The following is a 23,420-nucleotide window of genomic DNA, read 5'->3' on the forward strand; positions in this document are numbered from 1 at the left end:
ATCATGCTGAGCAATTCCCTTATCGAACTCGATCGCGCCCACCTCGTTCACCCCGTCGCCTCCTATCGCGGTCACGAACAGGCCGGCGTCCGGGTGTTGAAATCCGCCAAGGGTGCTACCGTGACCGATGCATCGGGCCATCAGATGATCGACGGCTTTGCCGGTCTCTGGTGCGTCAATGCCGGCTATGGCCATGACAGTATCGTGGAGGCAGCCGCCCGGCAGATGCGGGAACTGCCTTATGCCACCGGCTATTTCAGCCTCGGCTCGGAACCGGCCATTCGGCTCGCCGCCGAATTGGCCGACCGCGCTCCCGGCGACCTCAACCATGTCTACTTTACGCTCGGCGGTTCCGATGCCGTCGACAGCACGGTCCGCTTCATCCGCTATTACTATCACGCACTCGGCAAGCCCACGAAGGATCAGTTCATCTCGCTCGAACAGGGTTATCACGGCTCGTCCACCGTCGGCGCCGGCCTGACGGCACTTCCGGTCTTCCATGCCGGCTTCGGCATGCCGCTCGACTGGCAGCACAAGATTCCCACCCATTATGCCTATCGCAATCCCGTCGGCACCGATCCGCAGGCGATCATCGCCGCTTCGGTCGCCGCACTGCGCGCCAAGGTCGAGGAGCTGGGCGCCGAGCGTGTGGCGGCCTTCTACGCCGAGCCAATTCAGGGTTCCGGCGGCGTGCTGGTTCCGCCGACCGGCTGGATGAAGGCAATGCGCGACCTATGCAGCGAACTCGACATTCTGTTCGTTGCCGACGAGGTGATCACCGGCTTTGGCCGTACCGGCCCACTGTTTGCCTGTTCTGAAGACGGCATCGTCCCTGATTTGATGACGACCGCGAAGGGGCTGACGTCCGGCTATGTGCCGATGGGGGCCGTCTTCATGTCGGAGAAGGTCTATGGCACGATTGCCGACGGCGCCGGCGCCTCCGCGATTGGCCATGGTTATACCTATTCCGCGCACCCCGTCAGCGCCGCCGTTGGCCTCGAAGTGTTGCGCCTTTACGAGAACGGCCTGTTGGAAAACGGCGTCAAGGCTGGCGCGCGTCTGATGGCCGGCCTTCGCGATCTCCGTTCCCATCCGCTGGTCGGCGACGTGCGCGGGCGCGGCATGCTCGCTGCCGTCGAACTGGTGGTCGACAAGGAGCGCAAGACGCCCTTGCCTGCGACTGCCGAGCCCGCGCGGCGGATCTTCGATCGCGCCTGGAATAATGGGCTTGTCATCCGCGCCTTCGGCAACGGTGTTCTCGGCTATGCGCCGCCGCTCTGCTGCACCGATGGGGAGATCGATGCGATCATCGAGCGTACGCACAGGACTCTGGACCAGACACTGGAAGATCCCGACGTACGGGCGGTGCTCGCCTGAGCGCAAAACGGGGCCTTGGCGGTATCGGTGAAATACCGCTTTGCCCTCATATTCGCAATTTTGTGCCGCCACAGCTCTCCCATTCAGAGAATCCGGCGAGCCTTTACTGCGAAACTGAACTGACTAAAGGCGCTCAATGCCCGAAAAACGGGGATTTTCGGCAGATACGAGAAAATCCTCGGTAGGAACAGGACAGCATTTTCTTCTGCATTCAGCCGGTGATCGGAACTGGATGCGCTCGATCAAGAACTGATATTTGGCGAGGGCAGACACTTGGCAAAGAGCCTAGCGGATTTCAAATACTTCACCTTTGACGTCGTCGGAACCCTGATCGACTTCGAAGGCGGTATCAAGGATTGCCTCGCCGGGATTGCCGAGGAAGCGGGCGTCTCGATCGATGGCGAGGAAGCGCTCGCCCTCTATCGCGCCGCGCGCTATTCCGGAGATGCCGGGCTGTTTCCCGATGATCTGGTTCGTGTCTATCTCGTCATTGCCCCGACATTGGGATTGCCGGCCGAACAGGCATACGGCGAACGCCTGCGTGATTCCGCCAAGAGCTGGAAAGGCTTTCCGGACAGCGCCGCTGCTCTCCAACGCCTTTCGCAGCGCTACAGGCTGATCGCCATGACGAATGCCCGCCGCTGGGCGTTCGAGCACTTTTCCAGGGAACTCGGCAATCCGTTTTATGCCGCATTCACCGCCGACGATACGGGCACGGAAAAGCCCGATCCGGCCTTCTTCGAGCAGGTCTTCGCCTTCGTCGCCAAGGACGGCTGCTCGAAAGACGACATTCTGCATGTCGCGCAAAGCCAGTATCATGACATCGGCATTTCGCGGCGGCTCGGCATGACCAATTGCTGGATCGAGCGACGCCATGCCCAGAAGGGCTACGGCGGCACGATCGAACCCAAGGAATTCACCAGGCCCGATTTCCATTTCACCTCCATGGCAGGACTTGCCGACGCAGTGGAGGCAATCAGGGCCGCTTGAGCGACTATCCGGTATCGACCTCGCGGAAAAAGACGAGGCGTGCCAATCAAACCTTAACAACAAGGGGAACGCAGATGAACGACAAGATCACGAATTGGACCAGCGCAGACGATGCCATGGTCGAAAATGCCATTCGCCGCGGCGCCACCCGCCGCGATCTCCTGCAGATGCTGCTTGCAGGCGGCATCGCTGCCGCAGCCGGCGGCGCAATCTTTGGGCGCGCCTCGGCGGCTTTCGCCGCAACCCCCGTCTCGGGCGGCTCGCTCAAGGCAGCCGGCTGGTCGTCGTCGACGGCCGACACGCTCGATCCGGCCAAGGCGTCGCTCTCGACGGACTATGTCCGCTGTTGCGCCTTCTACAACCGCCTATCCTTCCTCGATAAGGATGGCGTCACGCAGATGGAACTCGCTGAAAGCATTGAAAGCTCCGACGCCAAAGTGTGGACCGTCAAGCTTCGCAAGGGCGTGACCTTCCACGACGGCAAGACCCTTTCGTCCGCCGACGTCGTCTATTCGCTGAAACGCCATCTCGATCCGGCTGTTGGCTCGAAGGTCAATGCAATCGCCAAGCAGATGACCGGCATCAAGGCTGTCGACCCGCAGACCGTTGAGATTACCCTCGCCAATCCGAACGCCGATCTTCCGACCATCCTTGCCATGCATCACTTCATGATCATTGCCGATGGCACGACGGATTTCAGTAAAGCTAACGGAACCGGCGCATTCGTCTGCGAAAGATTCGAACCCGGCGTACGGTCCGTCGCCGTCAAGAACAAGAACTATTGGAAGTCAGGTGGCGCGCACCTGGACTCCTTCGAGTTCTTCGCCATCGAGGACGATTCCGCGCGCGTTAATGCGCTGCTTTCGGGCGATATCCAGCTCGCCGCATCCATCAACCCGCGCTCCATGCGGCTTCTGGACAGCCAGAAGGGCGTGACGCTCTCGAAAACCACATCCGGCAACTATACGGACCTCAACATGCGCCTGGATATGAACCCAGGCAGCAGCAAGGACTTCGTGACCGGCGTCAAATATCTCCTGAACCGGGAAGTCATTCAGAAGTCGGCGCTGCGCGGACTTGCCGAGATCGGCAACGACCAGCCGGTGCCGCCTTCCAACATCTACCACAATGCCGATCTGAAGCCGAAGGCCTACGATCCGGAGAAGGCCAAGTTCCACTTCCAGAAGTCGGGTCTGCTCGGCCAGTCCATTCCCGTCGTCGCCTCCGACGCTGCAACCTCCTCCGTCGACATGGCGATGGTGCTGCAGCAGGCCGGCGCCGAGATCGGCATGAAGTTCGACGTCCAGCGCGTGCCATCAGACGGATACTGGTCGAACTACTGGCTGAAAGCGCCGATGCATTTCGGCAATATCAACCCGCGTCCGACGCCGGACATCCTCTTTTCGCTGCTCTATTCCTCCCAGGCTCCATGGAACGAAAGCCAGTACAAGTCGGAGAAATTCGACAGCATGCTGGTGGAAGCGCGCGGCCTGCTCGATCAGGCCAAGCGCAAGGCGATCTACGGTGACATGCAGGCAATGATCGCGGAAGAGGCCGGCACCGCCATCCCGGCCTATATCTCCAACGTCGACGCGATCTCCTCGAAGCTGCATGGCCTGGAGGCCAATCCGCTCGGTGGCATGATGGGTTATGCCTTCGCGGAATATGTCTGGCTCGACGCCTGATCCTCGCCTTTGTACCCGACCAGTGGTGCCACGGCACCGCTTGTCGGGTACAGTGCCGTATAATCGGCACATCCGTTCTCGCGATGGGGATCTGTCATGAACCGCCACGTTCTTTCTCTCGTGCTCGGCCGTGTGATCGTAGCCGTGATCACGCTGCTCATCGTGTCGTTCACGGTGTTTGCGGCAACGGAAATGCTGCCCGGCGACGTGGCGCAGATCCTCCTTGGTCAAGCCGCAACACCGGAAGCGGTCGCGGGCCTGCGTGCCGCGATGCATCTCAACGATCCGGCGATCCTGCGTTTCATTCGCTGGCTTGCCGGCCTTGCCACCGGCAATCTCGGCATTTCCTACGCCAACAACACGCCGATCGCCGATCTGATCGGTGCCCGGCTCGGAAACTCGCTGAAGCTTGCCGCAGCCACCACCCTGTTTTCCGTGCCGATCGCGCTGACCCTTGGCATTACCGCGGCCATGCTGCGCGGCTCCCTCTATGACCGCATCGTGACGGTGGTCTCGATCGGCGTGATTTCCGTGCCCGAATTCATGGTCGCGACATCCGCTGTGCTGATCTTTGCCGTCTATCTCAAATGGCTGCCGGCGCTCGCCTTCGCCAATGAGATCCACTCCTTTTCCCAAATGCTGCGTGTCTTCGCGATGCCGGTCATCACGCTGAGCTTCGTGATATCGGCGCAGATGATCCGCATGACCCGGGCAGCCGTCATCGAGACGCTGAATACGCCCTATGTGGAAATGGCGCTCCTGAAGGGCGCCTCGCGCCCGCGCATGGTCCTGAAGCACGCATTGCCGAACGCGCTCGGCCCGATCGTCAATGCGGTGGCACTTTCGCTGTCCTACCTGCTTGGCGGCGTCATCATCGTCGAAACGATCTTCAACTATCCCGGCATAGCCAAGCTGATGGTGGATGCCGTCGCCACCCGGGATCTGCCGCTCATTCAGACCTGCGCCATGATTTTCTGCCTCGTCTATCTGCTTTTGATCACCATCGCCGACATCATCGCCATCATGTCCAATCCGAGGCTGCGCTGACCATGGCTCTTACCGCACTCACCCCTCGCCGGTTCGGCTTCCGATTTAACATCGTCGGCATGCTCGGCCTTGCCGTCATCCTGGCCTGGGCGCTGGTCGCTATCTTCGCGCCGCTGCTGATCCCCTACCCGATCGGCGACATCGTTGATTTCGATTATTTCGGGCCCATGTCTGCCAAGTTCTGGCTCGGCACCGATTATCTCGGCCGTGATATTTTCTCGCGTATTCTCATGGGTGCGCGCTACACTGTCGGCATCTCGCTTGCCGCCGTCTGCATTGCCTGCTTCGTCGGCGTCGCGCTCGGTATGATCGCAGCGGTGATCGGCGGCTGGTTCGATAGCGTGCTCAGCCGCTTTCTCGATGCGCTGAACTCCATCCCGAGCAAGCTCTTCGGCCTTGTGGTCGTCGCCGGCGTCGGCTCGTCGATCCCGGTCCTGATCATGACGCTCGCCGTCATCTACACGCCGGGCGCCTATCGCTTCTCGCGGGCGCTTTCGGTCAATATCAACACCATGGATTTCATCACGGTCGCCCGCGCCCGCGGCGAAGGGGCGCTCTATCTCATCCGCTCCGAAATCCTGCCCAACATCCTTGGGCCGGTCATGGCCGATCTCGGGCTGCGCTTTGTCTTCATTGTGTTGCTTCTGTCGGGGCTCTCCTTCCTCGGCCTCGGCGTGCAGCCGCCAAACGCGGATTGGGGGGCGCTGGTGCGCGAAAACATCGGCGGCCTGCCCTTTGGCGCCCCCGCGGTCATGTTCCCGAGCATCGCGATCGCTAGCCTGACGATCAGCGTTAACCTGCTGATTGACAACCTTCCCCAGAAGATCCGAGACCGGAGCAATTAATGGCCAAGCTCGTCGACATTCGCGACCTAAAGGTCGAGGCCAAGACGGATGCCGGCCGCCAGGTCGATATCATCCGCGGCGTCAGCTTCGACATCCAAGAAGGGGAAATCGTTGCCCTCATAGGCGAAAGCGGCTCCGGCAAGACGACGATCGCGCTGACCCTGATGGGCTACACGCGGCAGGGCTGCCGGATCAGCGGCGGCCAGGTCCTGCTCGCCGGCAAGGACATGGCAAGCCTGCCCGAAAAAGCCAGGGCTCGCATCCGCGGAACCGAAGTCGCCTATATCCCGCAAAGTGCCGCAGCAGCTTTCAATCCGGCGCAGACGATCATGGAGCAGGTGATCGAAATCACCCGCATCCACAATCTGATGCCGGCCGAAGAGGCAAGGACGCGCGCCGTCGAACTCTTCAAGGCGCTGAGCCTGCCGAACCCGGAGACGATCGGTGCGCGCTACCCGCATCAGGTTTCGGGAGGCCAGTTGCAGCGCCTTTCAGCCGCGATGGCGCTGATCGGCAATCCGAAACTCATGATTTTCGACGAACCGACGACGGCACTCGACGTGACGACGCAGATCGAGGTTCTCCGCGCGTTCAAATCGGTGATGAAAAAGGGCGGCATCGCCGGGGTCTATGTGTCTCACGACCTCGCTGTCGTGGCGCAGGTCGCCGACCGGATCGTCGTTCTGAAGGGTGGCGAAGTTCAGGAAATCGGCGAGACCGAGCAGATCCTCTCCGCACCCGCACATCCCTATACGCGCCAGTTGCTGGGGGCCTTCGAACCCAAGCTCTATGCCTCCCCTGTGTCGACAGAGCCGGAAAAGATACCCGCCCTGCTGGAGGTGACCAACGTCGTGGCGGGTTATGGTCCTATCCAACCGAACGGTCTGCCGGCAGCGACGGCTCTCAAATCCGTGAGCCTCAGACTCGAAGCCGGCCGCAATCTCGGCGTCATCGGCGAATCCGGCTGCGGAAAATCGACGCTTGCCCGCGCCATAGCCGGCATCCTGCCGCCGGTTTCCGGAAATATCACCTTCAACGGAAAACAGCTTGCCGCCGATGCCCGGCACCGGAAGCGCGAAGAGCTGCAAAAGCTGCAGATCGTCTTTCAATTTGCCGATACGGCGCTCAATCCTGCCAAGTCGATCGGTGAAATACTCGGGCGCCCGCTTACCTTCTATCACAATCTCGGCCGCAGCGAGCGCGAGGCCCGCATCGACCAGCTCCTCGACATGGTCCACCTGCCAAAAGCCCTCAAGCATCGGCGCCCGCCGGAACTGTCCGGTGGCCAAAAGCAGCGCATCAACCTTGCGCGGGCACTTGCGGCCGAGCCGAAGCTCATCCTATGCGACGAGATCACATCAGCCCTCGATACCGTCGTTGCCGCTGCAATCCTCGACCTCCTGAAGGAACTGCAACGCGAACTCGGGCTCTCCTACATCTTCATCAGTCACGATCTGTCGACGGTGCAAGCGATCTGCGACGAGATTGCGGTGATGTATGCAGGCGAGAAGATCGAGCAACTCGCATCCGCCGATCTAGCAGGCGGCGCCAAGCACCCCTATTCCAAGCTGCTCTTCTCCTCCGTGCCGAAGCTCGACACTGGCTGGCTGGATAGCCTGGAAGAAAATCCCGAGCTGGCGCACGCCTTTGCAAAACGCTGAGGTGCGGTTCGGCACATCGACCGCCGAGAGATGGCTCAAACCGGAAACAGGCTGGTGAGCGGCATATGCGCTTTGACAATCGGCGATTTCAGCACGACGAAGCTGAAATATTTGTCGATGCCGATTTCCATGTCGATCAGGCGTTCCATGGTCGTCTGGTATTCGGCAATCCCGGCGGTCACGAACTTCACCAGATAGTCATAGCCTCCGGAAACGAGATGGCATTCCACCACAGAATCCACCTTCTCGACCGCCGCAAGAAAGCGCGCGAAATCGATCTGGCGATGATTCTTGAGGGTGACCTCAGTGAACACCGTGAGCGTCTGCCCGAGCTTGGCGATGTTGATCTGCGCCGAATAGCCAACAATGTAGCCTTCCGCCTGCAGTTTCTTGACCCGCATCAGGCAGGGACTCGGCGAGAGGTTGACGAGTTCGGCAAGTTCCACATTGGTGATGCGGCCGTTTTTCTGCAATTCGTAGAGGATCTTGATGTCGATCCGGTCGAGTTTCATCGGCACGCTCCAATTTCGCGGCGACAGGTACCACCTGGCGGAATAATCTTTTGTCATCTTATGCGGAAAGCCTTACTTAGCAAGGGAAATCGAGCTTCTCCGCATCAATATAACCTCGAAAAATCCTGAGCTTAGCACAAGTATTCGCCTTAGCCGCACGCGACAGAAGGAAATGCTGTCCGCTGGCGATCTGCAGCATTTGCGCGGGAAAAGCTCGACTAGAATGCTCGCTTGTAACCTGGAGAGTGCCATGCCCGCCCCGCTTCTGCACATCGAAACCACCCCCGCGCTGCCCGAGAAGGCCGATGTCGTGGTGATCGGCGGCGGGATCGTCGGGACCTTCGCCGCCTACTATCTCGCGCGGCGGGGCTTGAAGGTCGCGCTTCTCGAAAAGGGGCGGATCGGGGCCGAACAATCCAGCCGAAACTGGGGATGGTGCCGTCAGCAGAACCGGGATGCCCGCGAACTGCCGATGGCGACGAAGAGCCTCGCTCTCTGGGAAGATTTCGGCAAGGAAAGTGGCGAGGATACCGGCTTCAGCCGCTGCGGCCTGCTCTATCTGAGCAACGACGACACGGAGCTTGCCGGCTGGGCGCGCTGGGGTGAATTTGCCCGCGGCGTCGGCGTTACCACCCATATGCTTGATCAAAAGCAAGCAAGCGAATTCGGATCGGCGACCGGCCGGCGCTGGAAGGGCGGCGTCTTTTCCCCGACCGACGGCACCGCCGATCCGTCGCGCGCTGCCCCGGTGGTCGCCCGCGCCATCATGGCGCTCGGCAGCAGCGTTCATCAGATGTGCGCTGCCCGCGGTCTTGAGACCGAAAGCGGCCATGTCAGTGCCGTCGTCACCGAGAAAGGCACGATCCGAACCCGGATGGTGGTGATGGCCGGCGGCGCCTGGGCATCGTCCTTTTGCCGGCAGCTCGGCATCCGCTTTCCGCAAGCCTCGATCCGTTCCTCGATCCTCTCGGTCGCACCCGGCGCCCGAGGACTGCCGGCGGCGCTGCATACGGCCGCGGTTTCGGCCACGCGCAGAGGCGACGGCGGTTACACGCTTGCGATCAGCGGCCGCGCCCGCGTCGATCCGACATTGCAACAGTTTCGTTTCGCCCGCCATTTTGTGCCAATGTTCGCCAAACGCTGGCGCAGCCTCGCTGCCGGCGGCTTTGAGGGTGTAAAGGGTGGGCACGAAACTTTGTCGCGCTGGCGGCTCGATCGACCGACCCCGATGGAGCGGAACCGCATTCTCGATCCTCGTCCGGATCGGAAGCAGATCGAATTGACCCTTGAGCGAGCACAAGCGTTGCTTCCAGCGCTTGCCAACATTCCCGTCTCGGCCGCATGGGCCGGCTATATCGACAGTACGCCCGACGGAGTTCCCGCGATCGGCGAAATCCGGGCACTGCCCGGACTGGTCCTGGCAGCAGGCTTCAGCGGCCACGGCTTCGGCATCGGCCCAGGCGCCGGCCATCTCGTCGCGGACCTTGTCACGGCCGCAAAACCGATCGTCGATCCAAAGCCATATCATCCGGATCGGCTGAATGGCTCGTCCTGGGGCGAGGTCGCGGAATTTTGACAGCTTCACAGATGGGCCGGCGGCGCGTAATATGACCCGCCGCCGGCACCGGAATTGTGCCCGCAAGCATCAGCGCAGAAAATGTGAACGCCAGTAGCCGTAAGTCCCGCAGCCTGACGATGGTTGCTCTTTGACGTGGCGTCGTCGCAGGCAGCTCGATCTATAATCGTTGCTGACTTGCCTAGCTTTTTCGTGCGGAGATGGAATTTTTTGGTCTCACTCTTGGAACCGAGCGGCACGACCATCGTTTGCCTAACTTCACCTGAAGGACAAAGGAGGATCAGAATGAGCGCTCTCGCATGGGAGGCACCCGTCTCCGTCATTGTCAGCAGTGGGAAACAAAAGGCCGTCAAAGGCCCGGCCGAAGCTGTGGGGTGCCTGGAAAGGGAATGGCCCATCGCCGACGGCGTGTTTCTAAGGGAAGCCAAAAAGGTCTGCAGCGCCGCGCTTGAGCACGAATGTACGGCGAGCGAAGCGCGTGACGCCTTTGAAATGGCCTCGATCGAGGCACTTCTGGTTCGCCGCTGAGGCTATTTGCCGATCGCTCTCGCGCCGCCAACGACACGGCAACCTGTTCAAGCCTCATCGACATCTCTCCCTCATAGCGTGAGCTTTGGCCGCACTAGGCCGAGCCGCGCCATGTCGCTGCCGCTGTTATCGGGCGTCGGCGTAGTCGATTCTCCGGCATCATGCTCCGGCTATTTTGGCCACTATCGGGAGGCGACTAGATCGGGCCGCCTTCCGCGGAACGTTTTTTGCAAGGTTACCGAAGTCTTTATGTTTCGGAGGTAATGCGTTTTGAAACGAAACACCTTGCGGCCCTTCCCCGCCGTGACGCTCGTGATGGGAGGCGCGGAGGGCTATCGGCGCGTCAATTCGGTACAGGATGCGACCGAGACGTTGCTGGAACACTGGCCGATTGAAGATGGCGAAGAGTATGTGACCGCCGTACGAATATGCCTCGATGCGATGATGGGTGTGGTTTGCGTAGAAGCCGCGCGAGAAGCATTCATCAAGGCGGCGAAAGAAGCCGGGGTAGCTCTATTGCAGTGAGATCATGGGCCGCTCCTCATTTTGTGGGGCGGCCTGCTCTGTCGCATGCAGCCATCAGTCCGGCTGTACGAATTGTCGCACGACATGAAATCGCGGGAACCTAAGCGCTTGATATTGGTTTCATGCCTGCGGGTTGCTTGCCCGTAGCTCACGGTGCACCACGCCGGCCACTGGAGCGTGAGCCCGCCGCGACTACCGACTCCCGGTCTGCGGCGGGCTTTTGTTCGCGGCTATCGGCTCTTACGAAAGCCGCAGCCGGATTTCACGGGGCAGCCCCTCATTCGCCAACCTTTATCCGCGTCAAGGCTGTCACCGCTATCGTTAGGCCCCGTCTCTGCTGGGCCGCCTACGATTGAGTTAGAATCACCAAGGTCTCCGGCAATACTCCGTCATACTCCATCGCATCCGCCGCTTGCTTGGACTTCATAAATTCCGCCAGGCGGCCCATGTCGGGAACGTCCATGACCAGGCCAACTCGGTTGGACGCTTGTGGATCAACAAACGTACGAATGTTTGTGCAGCCGAGGGGTTCGAAAACCTCTTTGCGGCGCGGTGAAGTGAGCCAGTGTTTGACGTCTTTGACGTCGTGATAGGCCAATATGGCAGGCATAGCATCCTCCTCTCAAAGCCAAATAGGAACACTACGCCGCGATTGATCACATTGATATTACCCGGATGGGCGGGGGTCGTCGTCCGCAAATGGCAAAGATGTCGATGTTCTCGTCTGCTTGCGGCCCATAGCGGCCGTAGACCAGTCACCAAGGAGAGCTTTCGCGCCTAAAAGCGGTCATGATCGCATTTGCTACCGAACTCCGTTCATATGATGCTCAGGAACGAACAGCTTGTGATTGAGCAATGCGATCATTAGCCGGACAAACTTTATAAAAAGCTGAAATTAACGTCACAAGGGGCTGTGCTGCGCTGCGGAAAATGTTATCCCTCTAACGTAAGTACGGAGGAATATTGGCTCTGTTGGAGGAGACAGCCGAGCACAACGGAAGAGGTTTCCGATGCCCAATTCAGTTCTCAATGCATTAGGCCAACCGCTCTATTACAGCGGAACTTCGACAAGTTGGTTTTCCGCCACGGGCTCCGGTCCGACGCTTTACGGCACGGCTGGAAATGATTCGATCTGGGGTGACGCCTCCGTCAACGTCACGATGGTGGGCGGCACTGGAGATGATATCTACTATCTCTATTCCAGCATCAACCATGCGTCCGAAGCGCCTGGTGGGGGCGTAGATACCATCAATACGTGGATGGACTACACTCTGCCTGACAATTTCGAGAATCTCACGGTGACCGGCAATGGCCGCCATGCCTTCGGCAATAGCGCCGACAACATCATCACCGGCGGTACGGGCAGCCAGACCATCGATGGCGGTGCAGGCAATGACGTCCTGACCGGCGGAGGCGGCGCCGATACCTTCATCTTCACCAAGGGCAATGGCAGCGACCTCATCACTGACTTCAGCAGTGACGACAAGGTGCGCCTGAACCAATACGGGCTGACGTCCTTCGATCAGGTCGTCAGTCACCTCAGCCAGCACGGCGCCAATCTGCAACTCGATCTCGGCAACGGCGAGAGCCTGGTTTTTGCCAACAAGACTGCTGCCGACCTGAGCGCGGACCAGTTCCAGCTCGGACTCGACCGCTCCGCGCTCACGCAGACCTTCTCGGACGATTTCAACACGCTTTCGCTTCATCAGGGCACGCAAGGCACCTGGGATGCGAAATACTGGTGGGCGCCTGACAAAGGCAGCAGCATGACCGGCGAGTTGCAGTGGTATATCAATCCCTCTTATGGCCCGACCGCATCGGTCAACCCATTTTCCGTTTCCAACGGTGTATTGACGATTTCAGCCCAACCGACGCCCGATGCGCTGAAATCACTTCTGGACGGGCATAACTATACGTCCGGCATCCTGACCACCCATTCTACCTTCGCCCAGACCTATGGATATTTCGAGATGCGAGCCGAGATGCCGCATGATCAGGGCACATGGCCGGCTTTCTGGCTTCTGCCGGAAGACGGTTCCTGGCCGCCGGAACTCGATGTCGTGGAAATGCGCGGGCAGGACCCGAACACGGTCAACGCCACGGTTCACTCGAATGCAACGGGCCAGCACACGATACAATCCATTCCGGTGCAAGTTCCCAGCACCGATGGTTTCCACAATTACGGTGTGCTGTGGGATCAGGATCAAATCGTCTGGTATTTCGACGATGTGGCCATCGCGCATACCGCAACACCGGCCGATATGCACAGCCCGATGTATATGCTGGTGGACCAGGCCGTTGGCGGCACAGCCGGCACTCCGACGGCCAGCCTGACCGACTCGGAGATGAAAATCGATTACATCAAGGCCTATCAGCTAAACGACCATCTCACGCAGACGGCCGCGGCGGCGGCTGCCCATACTCCGGACTGGCATATCTGATAGGACTTTAAGCTCAGCGCAGTCGTTCATAACGGCTGCGCTTCTACTTGGCGCATTCGCTTATGCAACGCCTCAGAAGAACGCCTAGTCCTCTCTGAAGGCGCGCTTTATCTGATCGGTCATCGGCTTGGTCAGATAGGCGAGAACGCTTCTTTGGCCGGTCTGCATGAATGCTTCCACCGGCATGCCCGGAAGGGGCGTCAGCTTTCCCAATCGATCCCATTCTTCCTTCGGCACTTTTGCGCGAACGATGTAATAGCTGAGGCCCGAGTGCTGGTCGGTCGTCAGATCAGCCGAAACGGTTTCCACATGCCCGTTCAGTTCGGGTGTGATGCGCTGGTTGAAGGCGGAAAATCGCAACGCGACCACCTGGCCGACGGCGATCTGATCGATGTCCTGCGGCGGAAGCTTAAGTTCGGCGACCAGCGCATCCTTGTCGGGAACGATCTGCATGATGGTTTCTTTCGGCCCGATCACGGCGCCGGCCGTATGGACACTCAACTGGTCGACAATGCCTGCCTGTGGCGCCCTTATGTCCACTCTTTTGAGATCGTCCTCGGCAGCGATCAGCCGTTCCGAAAACTGACCGGTATCGCTTTCGGCCTGCCGTAGCTGGTCGGAAACCTCTGAGCTGTGGTCATCATCGATCTGAATGATCTGAAGTTCGGTTTCGGTAATTTTGCCGTTGGTCTGGGCGATCGAGGAAACAAGGTTTCCAAGCTCTCCCGTCAGGCGAGCGCTGTCCCTTTGCAGCGAATAGACCTTGGCCGCCGGAACAATGCCTTGATCGAACAGCCGCTGAAGGCTGTTTAGCTCCTTGTTGACGAGCTCAATCTCGATCCGCTTCCCCTTCTCCTGCGCGACGAGACCATCCACTTCCTGTTTCAACTGCTGGATTCGCTCGCGGAGCTGAGACTTCTGGCCCTGTCGCGATGCCAACCGGTCGCTGAACAGTTGCCGCTCGCCGGCAAGCATGCTTGCCACGCCATCGTCGCCGGCGCTGGACAGCAGATTTGCCGGAAAGCTGATCGCACTCTTATCGTCGCGCTCCGCGGCCAGGCGCGCCGTTCTGGCGGAAAGCTCAGTCAAACGCTTTCTGATGATGCCGAGATTGGCTCTGGCTTGCGTGTCGTCCAGGCGGACCAATATCTGGTCGGCATCGACATGATCGCCATTCTTCACGCGGATTTCGCCAACGATCCCGCCCTTGAGGTGCTGAACGCTCTTTACATAGCTGTCGACGACCAAGGTGCCGGAGGCGATGACCGCCCCCGAAATCTTCGTTGCTGCCGCAAGACCGCCCAGGACGCCAAAAAGAAGCAGAATTGTCGCGAGCACAAACATGGAAAGGCGGCGGATGGCGCGCTCGGTGGAAGGCAGACCTGTGTTTTTCATCCGCTCACATCCTCGCCGGCTATCATCAAACGCACCGGTCCCGGCCCCGAATGCCTCGCGGATGTGCCAAGAATCTCATCCTTGGGTCCGAATGCCTGTAACTGGCCGTTGGCAATGATCGCGACCTTATCCGCGGCGGCCAGAGCGCTCGGCCTATGAGCGACGACGATGACTATGCCGCCCCGCGCCCGGATGCCCAGCAAGGCCTTGGTCAAGGATGCCTCGCCTTCGGCATCCAGATTGGAGTTCGGCTCATCAAGAACCACCAGGAACGGGTCACCATAAACGGCTCGCGCCAAGGCGATACGCTGCCTCTGACCGGCGGAAAGTCGCGAGCCGCCCTCCCCGATGACGGTGTCGAAGCCATCCGGCAGCTTGACGATCATGTCGTAGACACCCGCCGCCTTTGCCGCCGCGATAATCGGTCCTGGCTGCATGTCATTCGCGAAGCGGGAAATATTCTCGGCTATCGAACCGTCGAACAAACCGACATCCTGCGGCAGGTATCCGATATGCCGTCCCAGATCGCCTTGCTCCCACTGCGACAAGGCTGCCTGATCAAGCCTGATCGCGCCGATCACGACCGGCCACAATCCGGTGATCGCTCTGACGAGCGACGATTTTCCCGAGGCACTGGGGCCGATCACGCCTAGCACAGTGCCCGCCGATATCTGGAACGAGACATTGCGCAGGATGAAATCGCGGCTCCCGGGGGAGGTAAGGCTTATGTTTTCGACGCTGAGGTCCTTTTGCGGTGCCGGCAGGGCCATGGCCCGATGCTCGGTGGGGATCAGATCCAGCAGCTTGGCAAGGCGCGACCAGCTTTGGCGGGCCGCGACAAAACCCTTCCACTGTCCGATTGCAAGCTCCACCGGCGCAAGCGCGCGGGTGACCATGATCGAACTGGCGATGATGATGCCGCCCGTCGCCTCCTGCTTGATGACAAGGATCGCGCCGACGGCCAACACGGCGGATTGCAGCATCATCCGCCAGATCTTCGCGATCGTGGTCAGCGTGCCGACGATATTACCGGCGGAGAGCTGATTTCCCAGATAATCCTCATTCATGGCCGTCCATTTCTCGATCAGGCGGCCGCTGAAACCCATTGCGACCACCGCCTCCCAGTTTCGTCGCGCGGCTTGCGCAAAGCTGAGACGAGCCGCGGAAGATTTCGCGGCTTCGAGAGCTGGCTTTTGTGAAAGGATCTCCGCCAGCGCTGTCAGGACAATGAGCAGGATGGCGCCGCATAGGGCGGTAAAACCGATCCAGAAATGAAACAGAAAGCACAGAATGAGATAAAAGGGCATCCAGGGCAGATCGAACAATGCCGTCGACCCGCCGCCGGACAAGAACGATCGGACCTGCTCCAAATCGCGGACGGACTGCAGCCCATCATCGGGCGCCTGCATTTTTGTCGGCAGAAGAATGAGCGAACCGAAGACCTTCCGATTCAGCCGTTGATCGAGAGAGACGCCGACGCGTGCGAGCAGCATCGAGCGCAGCAATTCCAGCGCCCCCTGGAATATGAAGAGGGTCGCGGCGATGATCGCAAGCCCGGCGAGCGTTGGAAGGCTGCGGCCCGGAATGACCCGATCGTAAACCTGCAACATGAAAAAGGAGCCGGTCAGCGCCAGCATGTTGATCGCAGCGCTCGCAATGGCAATGCTGAAAAACGCCTTTCGAAGGGACGACAGCATCAGCAAGAGGAATTTCTGCGGCGGTTCTTTCGGGACAGCAGGCACGTTGCTTAGATCCTTAACTTATCGTCGCACGCGGCAGAGATGCCCCTGAAGCTTCTCAATGCTGTTCTCTTGCCGGGTGTCCGAAGCTTGGAATGCGCGCGACGAACCGGGCAGCATTCCGATGAGAACGACGGCACTTACGCCGTCGCGATTAAGCCTACAGTCTAGAAATCGACTGCTTCAAACCAAAGCTTCGACCATCCTTCGCATTTTACGAAGTCCAAATTTGCCTCGCTTTCAAGCTCGGTAAATCCCATCCTAGCGTTTCGCACTATGTCTCCTTTCGACACATGGTTCCCTTGCGTCAGGTATGCGGTCAGACATGGCCTAGCGGCGCTCGTCGTCAAGGCTGCAGAGCGCTTGAGCGGAGATCATGATGCGGACATTGCGTTGATTTGCCGCAGACAGGAGCCTCTTCGAAATCCATTGCTGTCGCTCCCTCAGGTTTTCGACCTCCGTCTGCTCAAGTCTGTTAAACTGGAATGGACTGGGCGTCGGCATTCAGTTCGACCGGGCATGAAAATCAGACATCAACTGCGGGAGGGACAAGCATGAAGACCTTCGACGCGATTATCGTCGGTGCCGGGCAAGCAGGGCCATCCCTGGCCGGACGTCTTGCGGCTGCCGGCATGACGGTGGCTCTGATCGAGCGGAAATTCGTTGGCGGGACCTGCGTCAATGCCGGCTGCATGCCGACCAAAACTCTGGTTGCCAGCGCTCGGACCGCCCAAGTGATACGGCGAAGCGCGGACTACGGCATCCGCACGGATGGCGGGCTACTGACGGATATGGCGACCGTCGAGAAGCGCGCGGCTACCGTCACAAACAACGCCAGAAATTCGCTCACGAACTGGCTCACGTCAACGGACGGAATTTCCTTGATATGGGGACACGCCCGCTTCGAGAGCGCAAAGACCGTCCGCGTCGGGGATGAAACGCTGACCGCGCCGCGCATCTTTCTCAACGTCGGCGCAAGGCCGGCCATTCCTCCGCTGCCTGGCCTCTCAGACGTAGAGTTCCTGACCAGTACCTCCATCATCCATCTGACGGCCCTGCCACGCCATCTCGCCATCATCGGCGGCGGCTATATCGGCCTCGAATTCGCGCAGATGTACCGGCGCTTCGGCGCGGACGTCAGCATCGTCGAACGCGGCCCGCGATTGGCCCCGCGGGAGGATGACGATATCTGCCAGGCGATCGGTGACGTTCTTCGCGCCGAAGGCATATCGATTCATACGAATGCGCAGGATATGAAACTATCGAAGAGCGGTCAAAACATCCGCATCTCGACGGCGAACGGCAATCCGGATGTCGAAGCAAGCCATCTCCTCATCGCCACGGGACGCCAGCCGAATACCGACGATCTTGGCCTCGCGGAGGCCGGTGTGGCGCTGGACAGCAAGGGCTATATCGTCGTCGACGATCATCTCTCCACCAACGTCGACGGCATATGGGCGCTTGGCGATTGCAACGGCCGCGGCGCCTTCACGCACACCTCGTACAATGACTTCGAAATCGTCGCGGCGAATCTCCTGGACGGTGAAGACCGGAAGGTGAGCGAACGCATCCTGGCCCATGCGCTCTATATCGACCCGCCACTCGGACGCGTCGGCATGACAGAGCGGGAAGCGCGAGCGACCGGGCGGGCGATCACGGTGTCGACCATGCCGATGAGCCGAGTGGGCCGCGCCATCGAAAAGGGGGAGACACAAGGCCTAATGAAGGTCGTCGCCGACGTGGAAACCGGACAGATCCTGGGCGCCGCAATCCTCGGCGTGGAAGGCGACGAGGCAATCCACGGCTTCATCGACGCGATGCATGCGCGCACGCCCTATCCGGTTCTCAAATGGGCCGTGCCGATCCATCCCACGGTGTCCGAACTCATTCCGACGCTTCTTGGCGGGCTGAAATCGGCTTAGGAAATCGGAATTCAATCCGCAGCGGCTGGGAAACGACCCATCCGCTGCGAAACATTGGAAGGCAAAAATCCTCCATCCTCTCCAACAGCCAACATGCCGCAGAGAGGCTGAACGTCCGCCTACTGCAGCGCTTTTTCCATGAGCCGCGCCAGCCGTTCGGCGAAGGCACGGGGATCGGCCGGTTTGTCGCCGTCCAAAACGCGTGCTTGATCGAGCAGCAGGAATGCCGCGTCGTCGCGCAGGGATGGTTGATCGCTTCTGGCGGCGATGGCCTTGACGACCGGATGATCCCCATTGATCTCCAGGATCGGCTTTGCGCCCGCCTGCAGACGGCCGGCGCCCTGCAGAATTTTTTCGAGCTGGCGATCGTAGCCCTGTTCGGGAGCGACCAGGCAGACGGCACTTTCGATCAAGCGGTCCGACGCACGCACGTCCGAAACCTGGTCGGCGAGCTTCTCCTTCGCAAAATCGATGAATGCCTGAACCTCAACCGGTGCCGTCTCACTTGCCGGCGCGCCCCGCTCGACCTTGCTGAATTGCGCCAGATCGGCGGACCCCTGCGTGATCGACTTGAAGGTCTTACCCTCGAATTCCGGAGCATTGGTGACCCAGAAGCTGTCGACGGAATCCGTCAGCAGCAGAACCTCGATGCCGCGGGCGCGAAAACCCTCGAGCTGCGGCGATGCCTTCAACTGCTCCAGGCTGTCGCCGACCAGATAATAAATCGCCTGCTGGCCATCTTTCAGGTCTTTGACGTAATCGGCAAGCGAGCGATACCCCTCGCCGGACGCGGTCGTGCGAAAGCGGGACAGCGCCATCAGTTGGGTGCGCCGCTCGAAGTCTTCATAAATGCCTTCCTTGATCAGGCTTCCGAACGCTTCCCACAGCTTGAGGAAAGCGTCGCTGTCGTTTTCGGACAGCTTTTCTATGGCCGTTATGATCCTGTTGGCAACGCCTTTGCGGATCGAGGCTAGGATTGCGCTTTCCTGGATCATTTCGCGCGACACATTCAGCGGCAGGTCGGCGGTATCGACAAGGCCGCGCACGAAGCGGAGATAACGGGGCAGCAATTCCGCCTCGTCGGTAATGAAGACCCGCTTCACATAAAGCTTCATGCGGCCCTTCCGATCGGGGTCGAAGAGATCGAACGGCTGGGAGCTGGGCACGAAGGCGAGTGCGGAATATTCATGGCGCCCTTCGGCACGGAAATGCACCGTGAGCGCCGGTTCGTCATATTGGCCGGAAATCCCGCGATAGAAGTCCGTGTACTCTTCGCTGGTAATCTCGTTCTTCGATTTGGTCCAGAGTGCGGTGCCGTCGGTGAGCTGCGTTGCTTCAGAACCGGGCTTCTCCGCGATCCTGATCGGAACCGGCACATGGCCCGACTGCTCCTTGACAATCCGCTCGATGGTCCAGCGGGACGTGTAGCTCTTGGCGTCGTCCATCAGATGCAGGGTAATGCGCGTGCCGCGCGACGGCGCCTCGCTAACATCGATCGGGCTGACGCTATAGCCGCCCTTGCCGTCGGAAGACCAGAGCCAGGCATTGTCCGCGCCCGCACGGCGCGATACGACATCGACGCGATCGGCGACCATGAAGCAGGAATAGAAGCCGACGCCGAACTGTCCGATGAGTTGCGCGCCCTCGCCCTGCCTGTTTGCCTCGATGCGCTCCATGAACGCCCGCGTTCCGGAGCGAGCGATCGTTCCGAGCGCTTCGATCATCTCGTCGCGGCTCATGCCGATGCCGTTATCCTCGACGACTGCCCTGCCGCCCTCCTCATCGAGCGTCAATACGATGCGGCTGTCGGGATCGCTGGCCACCAGTGCCGGCGTGGCGATGGCCTCATATCGAAGCTTTTCACAGGCATCGGCCGCATTCGAAATCAGCTCCCGTAAGAAAACATCCTTATCCGAATAGACGGAGTGAACCATCATGTGCAGAAGGCGGGCGACGTCAGCCTCAAAGACGTGGCTCTCAGCGGGATGTTCTGCGGTGGTCGTCGTCATGGTGCGTCTGGTCTCCTGAGAATGTTAAAAGTCGCGCCGAAGAGGTGGCGGAAGACGCGCAAAAATTCAAGAGCCGTCATCCGCACCACCTGGCGAACCAACCGCCGATTTCGGCCGCGATTCGCCTGCTTGGCGGTTCTCTTCCTGCATCTCAGTGAAGTGTTGGCTGGATGGACCCTGTGATAGGAAATTGCCTGATAAAGGGATCTTTTCGGCCATAAACGAAATAGGCCAGCAGCCTCTCGTAAATCTCTGCATTCTCTCGCGGATTGCAGTGCCACATCGCTTGTTCCAGCACGTCGCCGATCGCTGCCGGTCGCTGACTTCTTGCCGAAATCGAAGAGAAAAATTGTTTGGCGATCGTGTGGAACAGGTTGAGTTGCGAATTGTTTTTCAGCTTGCCGGTCTCGTCCAGATCCTCGAAATAACCCTGGACCATATCGAGACGATGCGCCTCTCCTTGAATGTAGGCTATCATCACCTGCGCGATGACGACCCGTTCATTCGCCCAGTGCGGAAATACTGCGCTTTCTTCCGGCAAGGCACCGCTGACGACATAGATGGTCCGCATATCCGGTCCGAGGACAATCGTCTTCATCTCGTAGCTGTCGACGATCTGGTGTGCCATTTTCATCGATCTACCTAGTTATCTGCGGTAACCTATAGCCGCCGTCTGACAGCGACCTGAATCACGGGCGGGCTGGTCCGACCGGCAAACAAGAGCTCTGGTAAGCTGCTTCGGCAACATGGCGATGAAGCTGTCGTAGCGTTCGGTAAAAGGACGGCTATGGCTCCAGTTGCGGGAACGATCGTCAATGAAGAGAAGCGCCGGCATCCTGATGTATAGAAGGACGCAAAGCGACCTGCTGGTATTGCTCGTTCACCCCGGCGGTCCCTTCTGGAGCAAAAAGGACGAAGGCGCCTGGTCCATTCCAAAAGGCGAATATCCGGAGGACGAAGCAGCCGAAACGGCCGCTCGACGCGAATTCGCCGAGGAAATGGGCGATCTCCCCGAAGGCAAGTTGCAGCCGCTGGGAGACCTGCGTCAGAAAGGCGGAAAACGCGTGACCGCTTTCGCCCTCGAAGGCGAATTCGACGTGGCCACCCTGCGCAGCAATCTGTTCGAAATCGAATGGCCACCTGGCAGCGGACGCCTTCAGTCGTTTCCCGAAGTCGATCGTGCCGAATGGTTCACTCTTTCTGATGCCCGCCGGAAGATCCTCGGCAGCCAACTACCCTTCCTGGAACGCCTGGAAGCGCTCAGCCTTCCGACGGCACAAGACTCCGCAGGCTGAAGGTTCGAGCACCTCATCGCAACCGCAACATCCGAGGCCGAACCAACATGAGCCGAAGAAGCAAAGGCAACGGCATATGCGGTTGCCTTTGCCGTCATTTGCCTGAGACAGCTCAGTCGTTGAGCGGCTTCAGTGAATTCATGATGCCCTGCACCGCTTCGTCATGCTTGTCCTGAGTTTCCTTCGATCCCCAGTAGGTGACGACCAGAAGCTTGTGCTCAGACGGCTGAAGCAGGCCGAGTTCGACATCGACCGGGCCGTCCTTGTCTTTGCCATCCCATTCGAGATGCGCCATCTTCATGCCGTTGAGCACGGAATCCGGAAATTCATGCTTGGACTTGGCGTCGATGTCGACACCGTTTTTCGACAGGAAATCAATGACGTCGTCGAGGGTCTTATCAATCGTCTTGTCGCTGGCGATATCGATCGAGAAATAGATCGCGGAGTCCGGGGACGTTGCGTCGACGCCGGTTTCCGTCTCTTTAGGGCCCCAGGTATGCGGAATCGAAACCTCGGCGATCGGTTCGTCGCTCGGGAACTGTATGGTTTCGGCGTGAGCAAGAAGCGGAAAAGCTGCTGCGAATGCCGCGGCGATGAGAAGCGTTTTTTTCACGGAGAGGTCCTGTCAGCGTCGGTTGTATGCTGTTTTGTCAGCGGCAAGCGTGAGACTCACGTTGCTAGGGCAAAACTATCGGCAAGCCATTACGAACACGAGACAAAGTTGGATCGCCCCAAGGCTCAAAATTGGGTTGTTTTCCTATAGCGAGTGTCCTCCTTCCCGCGGACCTTCGCCAACCAGCGCGCATTGCCACAGGAATTTCGCTGATATAATAACTTGAGTTTATGGTGAAGGATTTTAGCGCAAGGTGGAGCTGGCGGCTCGGATGATGTTTCAGCCAAGGATGCAAAACAAGATCGGCGGTTTCTCCGTCATTGGCGGCGTTCATCGGCGCCGATGGAACGGGGTCGTCGCCGACGTCTGGAACGTCAATTGTGCGGCCCGCGCCGGCGGCTACTACATCGCCGAAGATCCACGGCTCTTCATCCTGCTCGATCAACGCGGCTCCGGCACGAGTGGCGTCCGGCTCTCGCCGCGCGTCCAAAACCGGCGGCAGGAGTTTGAACGTGAAAGGATTTCCTACATTCCCGCGGGCATGGAGCTCTGGGCCGATCTCGACGGAATCGATTTCGTGCGCCATCTCGATATTCATTTCGATGCCGAGGTTATCGGCCAGCGGCTGACGCAGGATCTGGACCCGGCTCGTCTCGAGAGTCCGCGCCTGCATTTCTCCGATCCGCAGCTAATGGCAGTCGCCGAGTTGATTGCAGCCGAATGCGAGAATCCGGAGCCGCTGCATGATCTTTACGGCGATGGCCTGACGCTTTCGCTGCTGATCAATGTGTTGCAGCTTCGAGGATCACAGCCGCGCAGACGCAGCGAACTCGCCTCCTGGCAATTGCGCCGAGCCGTCGACTACATCGAGGAAAATTGCCTCCGAAGCATCCGCCTGGAGGAGCTGGCGTCGCTGACCGGCCTGTCTCAATCGCATTTTAGCCACGCCTTCAAGGCATCGACCGGCCTGCCGCCGCACCAATGGCAGACCAAGGCACGGCTCGAACGGGCCAAGCAATTGCTGCTGAAGGGCGATACGCCGCTCACCAATGTCGCAGTCGAAACCGGCTTTGCCGATCAGGCGCATTTCACCCGCGTTTTCCGCAAGAATGTCGGCACGACCCCGGCAAGCTGGAAACGCAGCCAGATAGCCTAAAAGCCACACTCCGCGGGCAATTGCCGGCATTGTGGAGAATTGCCCAAAAACGTTCAATTTCCCGCATTCGAGACAAGCCGTCGCGTTTAATATGAGTTAATTGC

20 protein-coding genes are annotated in these 23,420 nt (G+C 59.5%); 13 read left to right on the forward strand and 7 right to left on the reverse strand.

All coding sequences use genetic code 11. The features are described from left to right. Positions 1–3 precede the first annotated feature (3 nt). The 6 genes from ACXHXG_RS26360 to ACXHXG_RS26385 all read left to right on the forward strand — a co-directional run bounded on the left by ACXHXG_RS26360 (position 4) and on the right by ACXHXG_RS26385 (position 7,605). Positions 4–1,377, forward strand: a complete 1,374-nt coding sequence (locus ACXHXG_RS26360; protein WP_457901256.1) for an aspartate aminotransferase family protein — start codon at positions 4–6, stop codon at positions 1,375–1,377. 273 nt (positions 1,378–1,650) lie between these two features. Next, on the forward strand, positions 1,651–2,367 hold the full coding sequence (locus ACXHXG_RS26365; RefSeq protein WP_285169260.1) for an HAD-IA family hydrolase: 717 nt from the start codon (positions 1,651–1,653) through the stop codon (positions 2,365–2,367). A gap of 74 nt (positions 2,368–2,441) precedes the next feature. Then, the gene (locus tag ACXHXG_RS26370; protein WP_104827171.1) at positions 2,442–4,052 is read left to right on the forward strand and encodes an ABC transporter substrate-binding protein; all 1,611 of its coding nucleotides are present in this window, start codon (positions 2,442–2,444) and stop codon (positions 4,050–4,052) included. 96 nt (positions 4,053–4,148) lie between these two features. After that, positions 4,149–5,099 (forward strand): ABC transporter permease, encoded by a 951-nt coding sequence (locus ACXHXG_RS26375; protein WP_457901257.1) that lies wholly within the window; start codon positions 4,149–4,151, stop codon positions 5,097–5,099. Positions 5,100–5,101: 2 nt separating this feature from the next. Continuing rightward, positions 5,102–5,944 carry an ABC transporter permease gene (locus ACXHXG_RS26380; RefSeq protein WP_260304144.1) on the forward strand — a complete coding sequence of 281 codons (843 nt, stop codon included), beginning with the start codon at positions 5,102–5,104 and terminating at the stop codon, positions 5,942–5,944. Then, on the forward strand, positions 5,944–7,605 hold the full coding sequence (locus ACXHXG_RS26385; RefSeq protein WP_260304145.1) for an ABC transporter ATP-binding protein: 1,662 nt from the start codon (positions 5,944–5,946) through the stop codon (positions 7,603–7,605). The genes ACXHXG_RS26380 and ACXHXG_RS26385 overlap by 1 nt, the downstream gene beginning before the upstream one ends. Before the next feature lie 35 nt (positions 7,606–7,640). Here ACXHXG_RS26385 and ACXHXG_RS26390 read toward each other — a convergent pair whose 3' ends face one another. Further along, the gene (locus ACXHXG_RS26390; RefSeq protein WP_028752029.1) at positions 7,641–8,117 is read right to left on the reverse strand and encodes an Lrp/AsnC family transcriptional regulator; all 477 of its coding nucleotides are present in this window, start codon (positions 8,115–8,117) and stop codon (positions 7,641–7,643) included. Between the two features lie 250 nt (positions 8,118–8,367). Between ACXHXG_RS26390 and ACXHXG_RS26395 the strand changes: the two genes are divergently transcribed. The 3 genes from ACXHXG_RS26395 to ACXHXG_RS26405 all read left to right on the forward strand — a co-directional run bounded on the left by ACXHXG_RS26395 (position 8,368) and on the right by ACXHXG_RS26405 (position 10,746). Further along, entirely contained in the window at positions 8,368–9,693 is a 1,326-nt protein-coding gene (locus ACXHXG_RS26395; protein WP_457901258.1) for an NAD(P)/FAD-dependent oxidoreductase, read from the forward strand. A 285-nt stretch (positions 9,694–9,978) separates the two neighbouring features. Then, the gene (locus tag ACXHXG_RS26400) at positions 9,979–10,221 is read left to right on the forward strand and encodes a DUF982 domain-containing protein (RefSeq protein ID WP_104827176.1); all 243 of its coding nucleotides are present in this window, start codon (positions 9,979–9,981) and stop codon (positions 10,219–10,221) included. Positions 10,222–10,491: 270 nt separating this feature from the next. Continuing rightward, positions 10,492–10,746 (forward strand): DUF982 domain-containing protein, encoded by a 255-nt coding sequence (locus tag ACXHXG_RS26405; RefSeq protein ID WP_104827177.1) that lies wholly within the window; start codon positions 10,492–10,494, stop codon positions 10,744–10,746. Between the two features lie 346 nt (positions 10,747–11,092). Here ACXHXG_RS26405 and ACXHXG_RS26410 read toward each other — a convergent pair whose 3' ends face one another. Then, the gene (locus tag ACXHXG_RS26410; RefSeq protein WP_457901259.1) at positions 11,093–11,356 is read right to left on the reverse strand and encodes a hypothetical protein; all 264 of its coding nucleotides are present in this window, start codon (positions 11,354–11,356) and stop codon (positions 11,093–11,095) included. A gap of 400 nt (positions 11,357–11,756) precedes the next feature. Here ACXHXG_RS26410 and eglC point away from each other — a divergent pair, with 400 nt between their 5' ends. Next, positions 11,757–13,187, forward strand: a complete 1,431-nt coding sequence (eglC, locus tag ACXHXG_RS26415) for an endo-1,3-1,4-beta-glycanase EglC (protein ID WP_260304147.1) — start codon at positions 11,757–11,759, stop codon at positions 13,185–13,187. Positions 13,188–13,271: 84 nt separating this feature from the next. Here the strand turns inward: eglC and ACXHXG_RS26420 are convergent, their stop codons facing one another. Together ACXHXG_RS26420 and ACXHXG_RS26425 are read right to left on the reverse strand one after the other, a co-directional pair. Further along, positions 13,272–14,582 carry an HlyD family type I secretion periplasmic adaptor subunit gene (locus ACXHXG_RS26420; protein ID WP_457901260.1) on the reverse strand — a complete coding sequence of 437 codons (1,311 nt, stop codon included), beginning with the start codon at positions 14,580–14,582 and terminating at the stop codon, positions 13,272–13,274. After that, positions 14,579–16,324, reverse strand: a complete 1,746-nt coding sequence (locus ACXHXG_RS26425; RefSeq protein WP_457901261.1) for a type I secretion system permease/ATPase — start codon at positions 16,322–16,324, stop codon at positions 14,579–14,581. Before ACXHXG_RS26425 ends, ACXHXG_RS26420 begins: the two co-directional genes overlap by 4 nt. A gap of 551 nt (positions 16,325–16,875) precedes the next feature. Between ACXHXG_RS26425 and ACXHXG_RS26430 the strand changes: the two genes are divergently transcribed. Continuing rightward, complete coding sequence (locus ACXHXG_RS26430; RefSeq protein WP_283051666.1) at positions 16,876–18,243, forward strand: FAD-containing oxidoreductase; 1,368 nt, start codon at positions 16,876–16,878, stop codon at positions 18,241–18,243. Positions 18,244–18,362: 119 nt separating this feature from the next. On the opposite strand, the gene htpG is transcribed toward ACXHXG_RS26430, so the two are convergent. Both htpG and ACXHXG_RS26440 read right to left on the reverse strand, forming a co-directional pair. Next, positions 18,363–20,252, reverse strand: a complete 1,890-nt coding sequence (gene htpG, locus ACXHXG_RS26435; RefSeq protein ID WP_457901262.1) for a molecular chaperone HtpG — start codon at positions 20,250–20,252, stop codon at positions 18,363–18,365. Between the two features lie 151 nt (positions 20,253–20,403). Further along, positions 20,404–20,850 (reverse strand): hypothetical protein, encoded by a 447-nt coding sequence (locus tag ACXHXG_RS26440; RefSeq protein ID WP_457901263.1) that lies wholly within the window; start codon positions 20,848–20,850, stop codon positions 20,404–20,406. A 217-nt stretch (positions 20,851–21,067) separates the two neighbouring features. On the opposite strand from ACXHXG_RS26440, the gene ACXHXG_RS26445 reads away from it, so the two are divergent. Beyond that, positions 21,068–21,547: an NUDIX hydrolase gene (locus ACXHXG_RS26445; RefSeq protein ID WP_457901264.1), complete on the forward strand. Its 480-nt coding sequence runs from the start codon at positions 21,068–21,070 to the stop codon at positions 21,545–21,547. 112 nt (positions 21,548–21,659) lie between these two features. Here the strand turns inward: ACXHXG_RS26445 and ACXHXG_RS26450 are convergent, their stop codons facing one another. Beyond that, positions 21,660–22,160: a histidine kinase gene (locus tag ACXHXG_RS26450; protein ID WP_104827185.1), complete on the reverse strand. Its 501-nt coding sequence runs from the start codon at positions 22,158–22,160 to the stop codon at positions 21,660–21,662. A 271-nt stretch (positions 22,161–22,431) separates the two neighbouring features. Between ACXHXG_RS26450 and ACXHXG_RS26455 the strand changes: the two genes are divergently transcribed. After that, on the forward strand, positions 22,432–23,316 hold the full coding sequence (locus tag ACXHXG_RS26455; RefSeq protein WP_457901265.1) for a helix-turn-helix domain-containing protein: 885 nt from the start codon (positions 22,432–22,434) through the stop codon (positions 23,314–23,316). Positions 23,317–23,420 lie beyond the last annotated feature (104 nt).

The sequence above is a fragment of the Rhizobium sp. LEGMi-198b genome, from assembly GCF_054114205.1.

Excerpts from the sequence above, each read along its gene's own strand:
- ACXHXG_RS26360 (WP_457901256.1), top strand. The coding sequence starts at position 4 with ATGCTGAGCAATTCCCTTATCGAACTCGATCGCGCCCACCTCGTTCAC.
- ACXHXG_RS26370 (WP_104827171.1), top strand. The coding sequence starts at position 2,442 with ATGAACGACAAGATCACGAATTGGACCAGCGCAGACGATGCCATGGTC.
- ACXHXG_RS26375 (WP_457901257.1), top strand. The coding sequence starts at position 4,149 with ATGAACCGCCACGTTCTTTCTCTCGTGCTCGGCCGTGTGATCGTAGCC.
- ACXHXG_RS26380 (WP_260304144.1), top strand. The coding sequence starts at position 5,102 with ATGGCTCTTACCGCACTCACCCCTCGCCGGTTCGGCTTCCGATTTAAC.
- ACXHXG_RS26385 (WP_260304145.1), top strand. The coding sequence starts at position 5,944 with ATGGCCAAGCTCGTCGACATTCGCGACCTAAAGGTCGAGGCCAAGACG.
- ACXHXG_RS26390 (WP_028752029.1), bottom strand. The coding sequence starts at position 8,117 with ATGAAACTCGACCGGATCGACATCAAGATCCTCTACGAATTGCAGAAA.
- ACXHXG_RS26395 (WP_457901258.1), top strand. The coding sequence starts at position 8,368 with ATGCCCGCCCCGCTTCTGCACATCGAAACCACCCCCGCGCTGCCCGAG.
- ACXHXG_RS26400 (WP_104827176.1), top strand. The coding sequence starts at position 9,979 with ATGAGCGCTCTCGCATGGGAGGCACCCGTCTCCGTCATTGTCAGCAGT.
- ACXHXG_RS26410 (WP_457901259.1), bottom strand. The coding sequence starts at position 11,356 with ATGCCTGCCATATTGGCCTATCACGACGTCAAAGACGTCAAACACTGG.
- eglC (WP_260304147.1), top strand. The coding sequence starts at position 11,757 with ATGCCCAATTCAGTTCTCAATGCATTAGGCCAACCGCTCTATTACAGC.
- ACXHXG_RS26420 (WP_457901260.1), bottom strand. The coding sequence starts at position 14,582 with ATGAAAAACACAGGTCTGCCTTCCACCGAGCGCGCCATCCGCCGCCTT.
- ACXHXG_RS26430 (WP_283051666.1), top strand. The coding sequence starts at position 16,876 with ATGAAGACCTTCGACGCGATTATCGTCGGTGCCGGGCAAGCAGGGCCA.
- htpG (WP_457901262.1), bottom strand. The coding sequence starts at position 20,252 with ATGACGACGACCACCGCAGAACATCCCGCTGAGAGCCACGTCTTTGAG.
- ACXHXG_RS26440 (WP_457901263.1), bottom strand. The coding sequence starts at position 20,850 with ATGAAGACGATTGTCCTCGGACCGGATATGCGGACCATCTATGTCGTC.
- ACXHXG_RS26445 (WP_457901264.1), top strand. The coding sequence starts at position 21,068 with ATGAAGAGAAGCGCCGGCATCCTGATGTATAGAAGGACGCAAAGCGAC.
- ACXHXG_RS26455 (WP_457901265.1), top strand. The coding sequence starts at position 22,432 with ATGATGTTTCAGCCAAGGATGCAAAACAAGATCGGCGGTTTCTCCGTC.